Genomic DNA, 13,032 nt, shown 5'->3' on the forward strand with positions numbered 1-13,032 from the left:
GCCTATGAACGCGCAGAGGAAACGCACCGTCGTCCTGATCTCGGGGCGCGGCTCCAACATGACCGCGCTGATTGCCGCGGCCAGCGACCCGGCGTTCCCGGCCGAGATCGTCGGTGTCATTTCCGACAAGGCGGACGCCGCCGGGCTCGGCATCGCCAGAGCGCGCGGCATCGCCACGCAGATCGTCTCGCGTGCCGACCATGGCAGCAAGCAGGCGCATGACGCGGCAATAGACGCGGCGCTCGCGGCCTTCAACGCCGAGATCGTGGCGCTGGCCGGCTATATGCGCATCCTCACCCCCGGCTTCGTCCAGAGATGGCAGGGCCGCATGATCAACATCCACCCTGCCCTGCTGCCGGCGTTCAAGGGGCTCGACACCCATGTGCGCGCACTGGCCGCCGGCATCCGCATCCATGGCTGCACCGTGCACTTCGTCACCTCCGAGATGGATGACGGTCCGATCATCGCACAGGCGGCCGTGCCGGTGATGGTCGGCGACACCGCCGATACTTTGGCAGCCCGCGTGCTGAAGGCCGAGCACCGGCTCTATCCGCTGGCATTGGGACTGGTTGCCGAAGGCAAGGCGCGCATGGAGGCCGGCCGCACCGTGCTTGCCCACTTTGCCGACGATGCCGACAACGGCACTTCGGTGGTGATGGCCCCCGACCCGCTGCGCGAGGAAACCGACCTCGAGCATCTGGCGCGCATCACGCCGTGAGGCGAGAGCGTGACGATGAAACAGCTTCTCCTGCTTCGTCACGCCAAATCCAGCTGGGACGACCCTGGCCTTGATGATTTCGATCGGCCTTTGGCCGAACGCGGAGTGAAGGCGGCGCGCTCGATCGGGCGCGAGCTTGCGGCGCGCGGCTGGCTGCCGGACCTGGCGCTGGTGTCGCCGGCGCTGCGCACCCGCGACACCTGGCGGCTGGTGGCGGCCGAGTGGCCCATGGAGGCGCCTGTCGAATTTGTCGAAGCGCTCTACGAAGCGACGGCGGCGGACATTCTCGCCGAGCTGAGCAAGGTAAAGGCCGCAACCAACACCATTCTGTTGCTGGGCCACAATCCCGGCCTGGAAGAATTCGCACGGCGCCTTGCCGGTTCCCAATCGGATGGCTCCGCTCGGAACCGGCTTGAGGAAAAATTCCCGACCGCGGCGCTGGCCCGTTTCACCGTTGACACCGACTGGACGGATCTCGCCTTCGGCGGAGCGCGGCTGACGCATTGCCTCAGGCCGAAGGATCTCCGCTAAGACCTGTCCCGCACGGCTTCGTCCCATGCAAAACGACGCGTCGGGCACGTTGCCGATCGCATGTTCCAGCGAAGCCGCCCTGGTTGGGAACCAGACCGCATATAGCGAGTTTTTCCATATGGGCCGCCGATAATCGAGCAAACCGGTCCGCACGTGCGCCATCCCGCTGACTGAACTCGCGAGCCGGAAATGACCGGATCTCCCCTGCGCAAAACCGCCTGGCGGTCTCACGAACTGCAAAGTCATGAGGCCATTCGTGTCGTCGGCAGCCGCGAGCACAATCTCAAGAACGTCAGCATCGACATTCCAAAAAAGCTCATCACCGTTTTCACCGGCGTCTCGGGTTCGGGAAAGTCCTCGCTGGTATTCGATACAATCGCGGCGGAATCGCAGCGCCAACTCAATGAGACCTTCAGTTCCTTCGCCCGCCATCGCCTGCCGCACTATGGACAGCCAGACGTGGATTTGATCGAGAATCTGGCGGTGGCGATCGTTGTTGATCAGAAGCGCCTAGGCGGCAATGCCCGCTCGACCGTCGGCACAGCCACCGACATCCAAGCCCTGTTGCGGCTGTTGTTTTCCAGGGTCGGCGAACCATTTGTCGGCCTGTCCAGCGTCTTTTCCTTCAACCATCCGGACGGCATGTGCCCGCGCTGTGAGGGGATCGGCGCCATCACCACGGTTGATGTCGACGCACTGCTCGACCGCTCGAAATCACTCAACGATGGCGCTATCCGCTTCCCGCTTCTCGCTGTCGGCAGCGCGCGCTGGAAGCGCTATGTGCTGTCGGGTTATTTCGACAACGACAAGAAACTCGAAGACTACAGTCCCGAGGAATGGGAGCTTTTGCTGAATGCCGAGCCACACAAGCCGCCGCATCCGGCCAAAGGCTGGTGGGCGAGTTCGATGTATGAGGGGCTGATCCCGCGCTTTCACCGCAGCTTTCTGCACAACCGGTCGAGTTCAGACCGGAACGAGGCGCTGGAGAGCGTGGTGACCAGCGGGCTATGCCCGGATTGCCATGGGGCGCGGTTGCGGCCGGAAGTCCTGGCATGCAAGATCAACGGCAACAGCATAGCCGACCTTGCCGCCATGCCGGCCAGCGATCTTGTGCCCATTGTCGCGGAAATTTCAACGACCGCGGCTGTGCCGATCGTCGCGGCGCTCTGCGCCCGACTTGACCACATGACTGGCATCGGGCTCGGCTATATCAGCTACGAGAGATCCGCGACAAGGGCAACACTGTGCTGGTGGTCGAGCACGATCCTCAGATCATCGCCATCGCCGACCATGTCATCGATATGGGTCCGGGCGCGGGCGAGAGTGGTGGGCGCGTCGTCTTCGAGGGCAAGGTGGCCGATCTCGAACGATCCGACACTTTAACCGGCCGCTTCATGAAGGCCCGACCGCACCCGAAAGCGGTGCTGCGCCCCCCGACAGGCTGGTTGAAGCTGCGCAACGCCAACCTCCACAACCTCAAGAACGTCAGCGTCGACATTCCACAAGGGGTGCTCACTGCGGTCGTCGGCGTTGCCGGTTCGGGCAAGAGTTCACTGATCAACGGCGTGTTCTCGCGTCGCTACCCCGACGCCGTATGCATCGACCAGGGTGCGCTGGGCGGCTCCATACGCTCGAACACGGCGACCTATACAGGGGTCCTCGACCCAATCCGAAAACTATTCGCCGAAGCCAATAGCGTCGGTGCCTCTTTGTTCAGTTCCAACTCGGCCGGGGCCTGTCCGGGGTGCAAAGGGCTCGGTGTCACCCGCATGGATATGGCCTTCATGGACACCATCGTCAGCGCTTGCGAGGTCTGCCACGGCCGACGGTTCACCGACGCGGTGCTCGCTTACAAGCTTCGCGGCAAGAACATCGACGACGTGCTGAGCATGAGCGTTTCAGACGCCCAGCGCTTCTTCCACGAGCCGGACATCCGCCCGGCACTCGACCGTGTGGCCGAGGTCGGCCTTGACTACATGACGCTTGGCCAACCCCTGAGCAGTCTCTCTGGCGGCGAACGCCAGCGCATCAAGCTGGCAACGGAGTTGCAGAATATCGGACGCATCTTCATCCTCGACGAGCCGACAACAGGGTTGCACATGTCGGATGTGGCAAGGCTGGTCAGGTTGATGGGGCGGCTGGCCGACAGCGGCAACACGTTGCTGGTGATCGAGCACAATCTCGACGTCATCACACAAGCCGACTGGATTATCGAGATGGGTCCGGGCGCCGGGCAGAATGGCGGCAGCGTTATCTTCAAGGGCAATCCGATCGAGATGATCAACTCGGAAACGTCTCAGACGGCGCCCTGGATCAGGGCGGGTGCATCACTCGAAACCTGAATTATGGATGTGGAGCACTTTTCCGGCGCCGCCCGGCGAGCTTTAGCCGACTGCTCGTCATTTCGAAATATTTTCCCAACGCATAAAACAAGAGCGGCGGGCAAAGCCCACCGCTCTTTGTGGTCGCAGACTTCAGAAAATCAACGACCCCAGATGCCCTGGCCCGACTGAGCCGGCACCTTGGCATTGGCATCACCCTGCGTCTTTACGGACTTCGGGATCGAGCCGGTGTGTGTGGTGTCGATGTTGGACACGGACTGGTTCGCAACCGGCTGGTTGGCATTGTAAGAGCCATAGTTGTCGCTGCCGGCAAAAGCGGTGCCCGTGGCGACGAGGATGGCGGCGGCGGTAAGAGCGATCTTGGTCACTTTATTTACTCCTGAATTCAAGATTGGGTTGATATCGGCAGTCGCGATTAGCGGCCGAAGAGATTGCGGTCAGCGCCCTGCGACGCTCGGGCCTGAACGGTCTGTGTCGACTTCGAGGTCGAAGCGGTGACCGAATGGTCGACAGTGACGGCAGGCTGATTGGCGTTGGCCGAGCCATAGTTGTCGCTGCCGGCAAAAGCAGTCCCCGTGGCAACGAGGATGGCGGCGGCGGTAAGAGCGATCTTGGTCATTTTAGTTACTCCAGTATTTCTTTGTTCTGTCCGTCTGGTGGCGTGCCCTTGGGAGGAATTTCGCGTCGCTCGGACCACCCCGAGATGGGTTTGCCCTGCCGCGGATTCCAATCACGAAGATGTTCCTCCGCAGCTTGAATCCGGGCCTTGAAATTTGGCACAGGCCCCCGGCGGTCATAATTTTATTGTTCGAAATCAAATCTTTAGTGAGATTCTTCTCCCACTATCCGAGGCCGACAACCAGGCCAGCGTTCACCATCTGCTATACAGTCCGTCAACAGAAATCGAACCGAACGGTTCGGTTTGAAGAGACCTGACCCCTCCAGCGTTCTTTTTTCGGTGCGGAGGTGGACGAGATATGGGTGCGTACGTCCAACCGGGACGACAAACCGGCCGCTATAGGCCGGTCATGCCCAGCACGTCGCGCATGTCATATTCGCCTGGCGGGCGTCCCTCGAGCCAGAGCGCGGCGGCGATGGCGCCGCGTGCGAACATGACGCGGTCGCCGGCTGCATGCGACAAGGTCAAGGTCTCGCCCTCGGCGCAGAAGCTGACGCTGTGTTCGCCGATGATGCTGCCGCCACGCAGCACCGCAAAGCCAATCTCGCCGGTCGGCCGCGCGCCGATGACGCCGTCGCGTGCAAGCCTTGCGACCGTGTCCAGGTCGATGCCGCGTCCGCCGGCTACGGCATGCCCCAGCATCAACGCCGTCCCCGATGGCGCATCGACCTTGTGGCGATGGTGTGCCTCGACAATCTCCACGTCCCAGTCATCGGGATCGAGTGCCCGCGCCGCCTGCTCGACCAGCCCGACCAGCATGTTGAGCCCGAGCGAAAAGCTGCCGGAGCGCACGATGGCAATCGTTTTCGCGGCGTCGGCGATAGCAGCCAATTCAGCAGCATCGAAGCCCGTCGACCCGATGACCAGGGACGGCCCGCCGCGCTCGGCGCAAATGCTGGCCAGATCAGCCGAGGCAGCCGGCGTGGTGAAGTCGATGACCAGGTCGGCCACGGCAAGCGCCTCGTCGCGGCTCACCAGCCCTTCGCCGATACTGCCCGGCCGGTGGAAGCGGGCGGCGAGCGCCAGCCGCGCGTCGCCCTGCATGGCGGACGCCATCCCGCGGCCCATGCGGCCCAGCGCACCCGCTATGGCGACCCTGACCGGTGGTTTCAACATGGGGCGCTATCCCGCAGCTATTTCCACATGCCGCGCATGCGCGCGCCGATGTCGACGCGCACCTCCGGCCGAGCCGCCCTGCCCTGTGCCGCCTGTGCGCTCGGCCAGGACACCTGCTGGAACGCAGCCAGGATCGAAGCCGGGATGAAGCGGGTGCGCGAGGCATAGAGATGGCGGTCGCCGCGCGCCGCCTGGCCGTGCGGAAAGAAGCGTTGCGGCATGACCAGGTTGAGATTGTCCTTGGCTCGCGTCATCGCCACGTAAAGCAGCCGGCGCTCCTCCTCGATGTCCTCCTTGGTGCCGACGCCGAGATCGGCCGGGATACAGCCGTCGACCGTGTTGAGCACGAAGACGTTCTTCCATTCCTGGCCCTTGGCCGAATGGATGGTCGACAGGATCAGATAGTCCTCGTCGCGATGCGGCGGCCCGGCCTGGTCGCTGGTGGCGTCCGGCGGATCGAGCGTCAGTTCTGTCAGGAAGCGTTCGCGCGAGGCGTAGCCCGAGCCGATCTGCTCGAGTTGCAAGAGATCGGCGCGGCGCGTCGTTGCATCCTCGTGGATGCGCTCCAGATGCGGCTCGTACCACAGCCTGATCTGTTCGAGATCAGCAGGCCATTTGGCGCCGGCGCGCAGGCCGGAATAGAGCGAGACGAAGCCCGGCCAGTCATCGGCGGCGCGTTGCGGCGGACGCCAGCCGGCCAGCCCCATCGCCTCGTCCAGCGCCGTCGTCATGGTCTCGACGATCTGCGCGGCAGCCGAAGGGCCGATGCCCGGCATCAGCTGCAGCACGCGGAAGCCGGCGACCCGGTCGCGCGGGTTTTCGGCAAAGCGCAGCACCGCCAGCACATCCTTGACGTGAGCGGCATCGAGAAATTTCAAGCCGCCGAACTTGACGAAGGGAATGTTGCGCCGCGTCAGCTCGATCTCCAGCGGGCCGCTGTGGTGCGAGGCGCGAAACAGCACCGCCTGCGATTTCAGTGCCGTGCCGGCCTCGCGCTCGGCCAGGATGGTATCGCAGACGAAATTGGCCTGCTCGACCTCGTCGCGCACGGTCACCAGTTTTGGCCTGTCGGTCGACTTGCGCTCCGACCACAGGTTCTTGGTGAAGCGCTCCGAGGCTTCGCCGATCACCGCATTGGCGGCCGCCAGGATGGTTTCGGTCGAGCGGTAATTGCGCTCCAGCATCACGACGTCGGCGGCTTGCGCGAACTGGTTGGGGAAGTCGAGGATGTTGCGCACCTCGGCGGCGCGGAACGAATAGATCGACTGCGCATCGTCGCCCACCACCGTCAGCCCGGCGCCGTCGGGTTTCAGTGCCATGAGGATCGAAGCCTGCAGGCGATTTGTGTCCTGGTATTCGTCGACCAGCACATGGTCGAAACGCCCGCCCAGATGCGCTGCTATCTCGGGCTCCGCCGCCATCTGCGCCCAGTAGAGCAGCAAATCGTCGTAATCGAGCACGTTTTGCGCCTGCTTGGCCTCGACATAACCGGCGAACAATTGTTTCAGCTGCTCGGCCCAACCGGCGCACCAGGGAAAGGCGGAACCCAACACCTCGTTGAGCGGCGCCTGTGCGTTGACGGCGCGCGAATAGATGGCAAGGCAGGTTCCCTTGGTGGGGAAACGCGCTTCCGTCTTCGAGAAGCCGAGTTCGTGGCGGACCAGATTCATCAGGTCCGCGGAATCCTCGCGATCATGGATGGTGAAGGCAGGGTCGAGGCCGATCTCCAGCGCATAGTCGCGAAGCAGCCGCGCGCCGATGCCGTGAAAGGTTCCCGCCCAGGTCAGCGCATCGGTGATGACAGCTGCATCGCGGCCGAGCACTTCGCCGGCGATACGCTCGACGCGCCTGGCCATTTCGGACGCGGCGCGGCGCGAGAACGTCATCAGCAGGATGCGGCGCGGGTCGGCCCCCTTGACGACCAGATGGGCGACGCGGTGAGCTAGCGTGTTGGTCTTGCCCGAACCGGCGCCGGCAATGACCAGCAGCGGACCGGCTATCTGGCCGTCGCCGTGCTCGACTGCCTGGCGCTGGGCATCGTTGAGCCGGGCGAGATAGGCAGGCTGGACGGTCGGGTCCCGAAAGGTCGAATCAGCAGTGGCGAGGTTCATCCCCCATCAAGCATCGTTTCTGCTTTGTTCGCAATATCGATGCGGGGCTGGCCTCGTGACAGGCCGAAGTGCGACATCCGTGTCTTTAGCGTTGCGGATCGACACCCATGTCGGCCGACTGCCGCCGCAAGGTCTCGCGATCATATTGCGACGGCGGCAACAGCAGCGGGTCGACCGTATCGGGCACGTTTTCGACCATCTTCCTGGCGATACGATAAGTGACATAGGCGAAGGCGCCGGCGACGAGCAGACGGAACATAGTGCAACACTCCTTTGGAGTAGAACCAACCGGGGAAACCGCCTTTGGTTCCCTTGCCAATCGTCCACGCGCGCAGTCGAAGATGGAGGGCGGTTTCGCCAGCGCTCCCCGATGCATTCTTGAGGCAACCGGAGGCGGAACTTGGCGTTTTGCGGGGTTCGCGTGCTGCCGCAACCCGCTGTGGCGTCCCGGACGGACTTTTTGGAGAAGAAGGCCGGCGCCGCTTGGGAGGAGTGAAGCGCCGGCCAAGCGGATAATTAGGTCCGCCGCACAGGTAAGGCTAGCTGAGTCTTTCCCCTGCGTCATCGGGGGATTATCTTTGTTAAAAGCGTACCGAGGCGCACTGCCCTATCGGTCGCCGGTCCGTCACAAGCTTGTCCTGGCCAGCATCCCGGCAATCTCCTTCATCTTCCCGCCTCGCCGCCCAATTGTTGCCTGACCAGCGCGACATGGAAATTCGTGCCGAACAACAGCCCGTCATCGTCGAAATCGTAGCTGGAATTGTGCAGCGGCGCCGAGCCCTCGCCATTGCCGAGGAAGACGAAGCAGCCCGGCACATGGTCGAGGAAGCGGGCGAAATCCTCGGAGGCGGTCATCGGCTCGCGAGCGACGGCGATGTTGCCGGGTTTGAAGACGTGCCTTGCGGCGGCAAATGCTGCATCGACCATTTCAGCATCGTTGCGCAGCGGCACGAACTCCCTGCTGTAATTGACCTCGGCCGCGACATTGTAGGCGGCAGCGGTGCCCTGCGTAATGATGCGCATCTGCCGCTCGATCTCGGCGCTGACCTCGGGGCGGAAGCTGCGCGCATCGCCGAGGATGCGGGCAAGGCCGGGCAGAGCGTTGCGGGTGCCGTCGGTGATCAGCTCGGTCACCGAAACCACCGATATGTCGGCCGGGCTCAGCCGGCGCGAGACGATGGTCTGCAGATTGGTGACCAGCGCGCAGGCGGCGACCAGCGTCTCATTGCCCGCATGCGGCCGCGCGGCATGGCCGCCGAGCCCTTTGAGCACGATCTCGAAGATATCCTCGGCCGACATTATGGGGCCGGCACGGGTCTCGAAATGCCCGATCGGCAAGCCGGGCATATTGTGCAGGCCGAAGATCTCGTCGAAGGGAAAGCGCTGCATCAGCCCATCGTCGAGCATGGCGAGTGCGCCCCTGCCCCATTCCTCGGCCGGCTGAAAGACGAAGCGCACGGTGCCGTCGAAACCGCCCTCACCTGCCAGCAGCTTTGCCGCGCCGAGCAGCATGGTGGTGTGGCCGTCATGGCCGCAGGCATGCATGATGCCAGGATTGCCGGACCGGTAGGGTGCGTCCGATTGTTCTGATATGCGCAGTGCATCCATGTCGGCCCTGAGCGCAATCGCCCGATTGCCGCTGCCGCGCGTCAACGTGCCGACGATACCGGTGCCGCCGACGCCTTCGCTGACGTCATCGAGGCCGAACTCACGCAGTTTGGCAGCGACGAAGGCTGCGGTACGCTTCTCCTCGAAACCGAATTCGGGATGCGCGTGCAGATCGCGCCGCCAGAAAATCATTTCCTGCTTCAGCGCATCGCGATCGAGTTCAGACATTTTCCGCCCCTTCTGACCTAGTTTGCCAGTTGCGCGGCCACATCAAGCAGGATGTTGGCCCCGGCAACAAGCTCGGAATCTTCGGTGTGTTCGCGCGGACTGTGGCTGATGCCATCGGCGCTCGGCACGAAGATCATGGCCGCCGGTGCGATGCGCGCCAGCATCTGTGCATCGTGGCCGGCGCCGGACGTCATGCGCCTGACGCCAAGGCCACGGCGTTTCGCGGCCGCCTCGATTCGTTCGACGATGCGAAGGTCGAAGATCACCGGCTCGAAGCGAGCCAGTTGCTCGACCGAGATCGTCACGTTCTCATCGGTGGCAAGCTGCTCGAGATAGGCGGCAAGCGCCGCCTCCTCCGCCTGCAGGCGCTGTTCGTCGGGGTCGCGCAGATCGATGGTGAAGACGGCGCGCGAGGGAATGACGTTGATGGCATTCGGCTCGAAGCGGATCGTACCCACGGTCGCCACCGTCGGCGCGTTCGAGGCTTTGATCCGGTCGAGCAGGAAGGTGATGGTCCGGGCGGCGGCGTGGCCGGCATCGTTGCGCATCGACATCGGCGTGGTGCCGGCATGATTGGCGACGCCCTCTATGGTGATACGCTGCCAGGAGATGCCCTGCAGATTCTCCACCGCGCCGATCGGCAAACCTTCGCGTTCCAGCACCGGCCCCTGTTCGATGTGCAGTTCGAGATAGGCGTGCGGCTTGAGGAAGCCGGGCTCCCGGTCGCCGGCATAGCCGATGCGGGCGAGTTCCTGCCCCAGCACGCTGCCGTCCGTGCCGACGGCCGCCAGCACCGTTTCGGCATCGATGCCGCCGGCGTGGACCAGCGAGCCCATCATGTCGGGCGTGTAGCGTACGCCCTCCTCATTGGTGAAAGCGGCGACCGCGATCGGGCGCGACGGCGAAAAGCCTGTCGCCTTGAGCGTCTCGATCACTTCCAGCCCGGCAAGCACCCCGTAGCAGCCGTCATAGATGCCGGCATCGATGACGGTGTCGATATGCGAGCCGATGAGCAGCGGCGCCTGCTCCCTGTTGTCCGGGCTTTGCCAGGTGCCGAAAATATTGCCGACCCGGTCGATGGCGACATCGAGTCCGGCCTGCCGCAGCCAGCCGACGAAGAGATCGCGGCCCTGCTTGTCGGTGTCGGAGGCGGCCAGCCGGATCAGCCTGTCCTCGCCGTCGCGACCGACGGCACCGAGTTCGCGGATACGGCCAAGCAGGCGCTGTGCATCGATGGCGATCATGCCGTTGCCTCGGCTTTTCTCTTGCCTTCCAGCACATCGGCCGGGCTCATGCCGATCAGCTCGGCATAGCGATGCGGGTCGGTGGCACCTTCGGTGTTGATCACCAGCACCCGCGATTTGCCGTCCAGTCCAAGCTCGGTCGGGTTGTCAGCCATCGCCCGGATCAGCCCGGCAAGACCAACACCGCCGCTTTCGCCGGCGACGATCACCGGATCGCCGGCGGCCGGCCGGGCCAGCCGCCGCATCACCGCGATGGCGTCAGCCTCATCCACCGTCATGAAGGCATCGGCGGCGCGCGCCAGCACCCGCCAGGCGACCGGGGAGACCTCGTAGCATTCAAGCATGGCCATCACCGTCGGCCGGCAATGCGCGACCTTGACCGGGTGCCCGGCCTGGGCGGCTGCAAAAACACAGGCTGCACGCGCCGGCTCGACCACGATGAAGGTCGGCCTGGCGTCACCGAGCACGATGGCGAGATGACCGGCCAGCGCGGCGGCAATGCCACCGACACCAGCCTGCACAAAGACGTGGGTTGGTGTCCGAGGGAACTGACGCAGCGCTTCGCGCACGATCGCCGTATAGCCCTGCATGACCAGGCTAGGAATCCGTTCATAGCCCGGCCATGAGGTGTCGGACACGACGGTCCAGCCCTTCTCGGCCGAAACCTGGGCGGCCTGCCTGACCGAATCATCATAGTTGCCGTCGACGCGGATCATCTCGGCACCATAGCGGGCGATCGCCGCTATGCGCTCCTCGCTGACGCCGGCGTGGACGAAGATCGCCGCCCGCGCGCCGACGAGTTGCGCGCCTTGCGCAACGGAGCGGCCATGATTGCCGTCGGTCGCACAGGCAAATGTCATCGCAGCAGTGACGGCCCGTACATCAGGCCGATTGAGATCGGCCATATCGACGGGCCGGCCCAGCCGGTTGCCTGCCTCCTCCAGCACCAGGCGGAAGACGGCATAAGCGCCGCCCAGAGCCTTGAAGCTGCCGAGGCCGAGGCGAAAGCCTTCATCCTTGATATGGATAGCGCTAATTCCGAGCTCGCTGGCAAACGCCGGAAGCGCATGCAGTGGCGTCATCAGGTGATTGTCGCGATGGGAAAGAAAACGCTCGACCGTGTCAGCGCCGGCCATGCCGAGGATTTCGGCATCGGCCGGATCGAGTGGCAGGCGATGCAGAGTATTGCGGTTGAGCAGGAACACTGGCGGGCCTCCTTGGCGTTCGGCGAGAATATATTGCAGGATCGGTGCAAAGGGCGCTGCAATATGGCCTCCCAAATGCAAGTTTGTTTCGCCGAGGACCTCTCCATTGCCTGTATCGCCACCCATGCTCGACAGTTTCGATCTCGCCATCCTTGCCATCCTGCAGCGCGACAACACGACGCCGCAGCGGCTGATCGGCGAGGCGGTGAACCTGTCGGCGCCGGCGGTGCAGCGCCGCATCAAGCGCATGGAGCAGACCGGCGTCATCGCCGGCAATGTCGCGGTCGTCGAGCCGGCAGCGGTCGGCCAGCCGATCACCATCTTCGTCGAGGTGGAACTCGAGAGCGAACGTGCCGAACTGATCGACGCGGCCAAGCGGCAATTCTCGGCAACCCCCGAGGTTCAGCAATGCTACTATGTCACCGGCGAGGCCGATTTCATCCTGGTCATCACCGTGGCCGACATGGCCGCCTATGAGGCGCTGACGCGAAAACTGTTCTTCGACAGCAACAATGTCCGCAAGTTCCGAACTTTTGTTGCGATGGACCGGGTCAAGGTCGGGCTGACGGTGCCCTTACCCGGCTAGCGTCAGGCGGCCGAAAAATCCTGCACGGTCTGATCTGGCGCGAGACGAGCGGAGTTCTCGCCGACCTCAGCCTGCCGCGCGCAGCCAGACCTTGTTGTCGTGGAAGGCAGCACCGCCATAGGGCGCCGGCGCATCGGCGCCGGTCAGAACGTTGATGCCTTCGCCGCGCTCATGGGCGCTGTTTGGCCAGATGCCTTCGGCGATCACCACGCCGCGCTTGATCCCGTCAAACAGCTTTGCATGCAGCACGACTTCGCCGCGCGTGTTGCCGACCTCGACGCGATCGCCGTCGGCCAACCCAAGGGCTGCGGCATCGTCGGGATGCAGAAGCAGTTCCGGGCGGCCCTCCTTGGCCTTCGACACCGGCGTTTCCGAAAAGGTCGAGTTGAGAAAATTGCGCGCCGGCGACGTCGTCAGCCGGAACGGATGCGCTTCGTCGGCGACCTCGATCAAGTCGACATGGTCGGGAAATTCCGGCAGAAGCGCCACCGGGCCGAACAGGCCCATGCTTTTCGGCGGCCGGTTGGGGGCCGCCTGCCCGGTCCAGTCGGCGCGGAAACGGAATTTTCCGTCGGCGTGGCCGAACCCCTTGATGAAATGCGCGGTGTCGAAGTCCGGCTGCAGGTCGACCCACTTGTCTTCCTTCAAGCTTTCGAAACTACCC

Annotated in this window: 14 protein-coding genes; 5 read left to right on the forward strand and 9 right to left on the reverse strand. The window is 63.9% G+C overall.

What is annotated here, in order from left to right:
- Positions 1-4 precede the first annotated feature (4 nt).
- From purN to EN984_RS38620, 4 genes are all read left to right on the forward strand, one after another.
- The gene (gene purN / locus EN984_RS05940; RefSeq protein ID WP_127270790.1) at positions 5-718 is read left to right on the forward strand and encodes a phosphoribosylglycinamide formyltransferase; all 714 of its coding nucleotides are present in this window, start codon (positions 5-7) and stop codon (positions 716-718) included.
- Between the two features lie 15 nt (positions 719-733).
- A complete protein-coding gene (locus EN984_RS05945) occupies positions 734-1,249 on the forward strand; it encodes a histidine phosphatase family protein (protein ID WP_127270733.1) in 516 nt (171 codons plus the stop codon).
- A 189-nt stretch (positions 1,250-1,438) separates the two neighbouring features.
- Positions 1,439-2,632, forward strand: coding sequence for a hypothetical protein (locus EN984_RS38615; RefSeq protein ID WP_236383102.1), 1,194 nt, complete (start codon positions 1,439-1,441; stop codon positions 2,630-2,632).
- An 11-nt stretch (positions 2,633-2,643) separates the two neighbouring features.
- Positions 2,644-3,591 (forward strand): ATP-binding cassette domain-containing protein, encoded by a 948-nt coding sequence (locus EN984_RS38620; RefSeq protein ID WP_236383115.1) that lies wholly within the window; start codon positions 2,644-2,646, stop codon positions 3,589-3,591.
- 140 nt (positions 3,592-3,731) lie between these two features.
- On the opposite strand, the gene EN984_RS05955 is transcribed toward EN984_RS38620, so the two are convergent.
- The 8 genes from EN984_RS05955 to EN984_RS05990 form a co-directional block, all read right to left on the reverse strand.
- Complete coding sequence (locus tag EN984_RS05955; protein WP_127270735.1) at positions 3,732-3,959, reverse strand: DUF680 domain-containing protein; 228 nt, start codon at positions 3,957-3,959, stop codon at positions 3,732-3,734.
- A 47-nt stretch (positions 3,960-4,006) separates the two neighbouring features.
- Entirely contained in the window at positions 4,007-4,210 is a 204-nt protein-coding gene (locus tag EN984_RS05960) for a DUF680 domain-containing protein (RefSeq protein WP_127269827.1), read from the reverse strand.
- Positions 4,211-4,606: 396 nt separating this feature from the next.
- The gene (dapB, locus tag EN984_RS05965) at positions 4,607-5,386 is read right to left on the reverse strand and encodes a 4-hydroxy-tetrahydrodipicolinate reductase (RefSeq protein WP_127269825.1); all 780 of its coding nucleotides are present in this window, start codon (positions 5,384-5,386) and stop codon (positions 4,607-4,609) included.
- A gap of 17 nt (positions 5,387-5,403) precedes the next feature.
- Positions 5,404-7,497, reverse strand: coding sequence for an ATP-dependent helicase (locus tag EN984_RS05970; protein WP_127269823.1), 2,094 nt, complete (start codon positions 7,495-7,497; stop codon positions 5,404-5,406).
- An 85-nt stretch (positions 7,498-7,582) separates the two neighbouring features.
- Positions 7,583-7,756: a hypothetical protein gene (locus tag EN984_RS05975; RefSeq protein ID WP_127269821.1), complete on the reverse strand. Its 174-nt coding sequence runs from the start codon at positions 7,754-7,756 to the stop codon at positions 7,583-7,585.
- 404 nt (positions 7,757-8,160) lie between these two features.
- Positions 8,161-9,333, reverse strand: a complete 1,173-nt coding sequence (locus EN984_RS05980; protein ID WP_127273269.1) for a M20 aminoacylase family protein — start codon at positions 9,331-9,333, stop codon at positions 8,161-8,163.
- 17 nt (positions 9,334-9,350) lie between these two features.
- Positions 9,351-10,577, reverse strand: coding sequence for a Zn-dependent hydrolase (locus EN984_RS05985; protein WP_127268149.1), 1,227 nt, complete (start codon positions 10,575-10,577; stop codon positions 9,351-9,353).
- Entirely contained in the window at positions 10,574-11,782 is a 1,209-nt protein-coding gene (locus tag EN984_RS05990) for a diaminopropionate ammonia-lyase (protein WP_127268150.1), read from the reverse strand. Before EN984_RS05990 ends, EN984_RS05985 begins: the two co-directional genes overlap by 4 nt.
- A 106-nt stretch (positions 11,783-11,888) precedes the next feature.
- On the opposite strand from EN984_RS05990, the gene EN984_RS05995 reads away from it, so the two are divergent.
- Positions 11,889-12,368, forward strand: a complete 480-nt coding sequence (locus EN984_RS05995; protein ID WP_164749052.1) for an Lrp/AsnC family transcriptional regulator — start codon at positions 11,889-11,891, stop codon at positions 12,366-12,368.
- A 66-nt stretch (positions 12,369-12,434) separates the two neighbouring features.
- On the opposite strand, the gene EN984_RS06000 is transcribed toward EN984_RS05995, so the two are convergent.
- The coding region (locus EN984_RS06000; RefSeq protein ID WP_281057257.1) for a molybdopterin dinucleotide binding domain-containing protein at positions 12,435-13,032 on the reverse strand (598 nt) is incomplete at its 5' end.

The organism is Mesorhizobium sp. M7A.F.Ca.CA.004.12.1.1 (genome assembly GCF_003997835.1).
Taxonomy (GTDB): Bacteria; Pseudomonadota; Alphaproteobacteria; order Rhizobiales; family Rhizobiaceae; genus Mesorhizobium.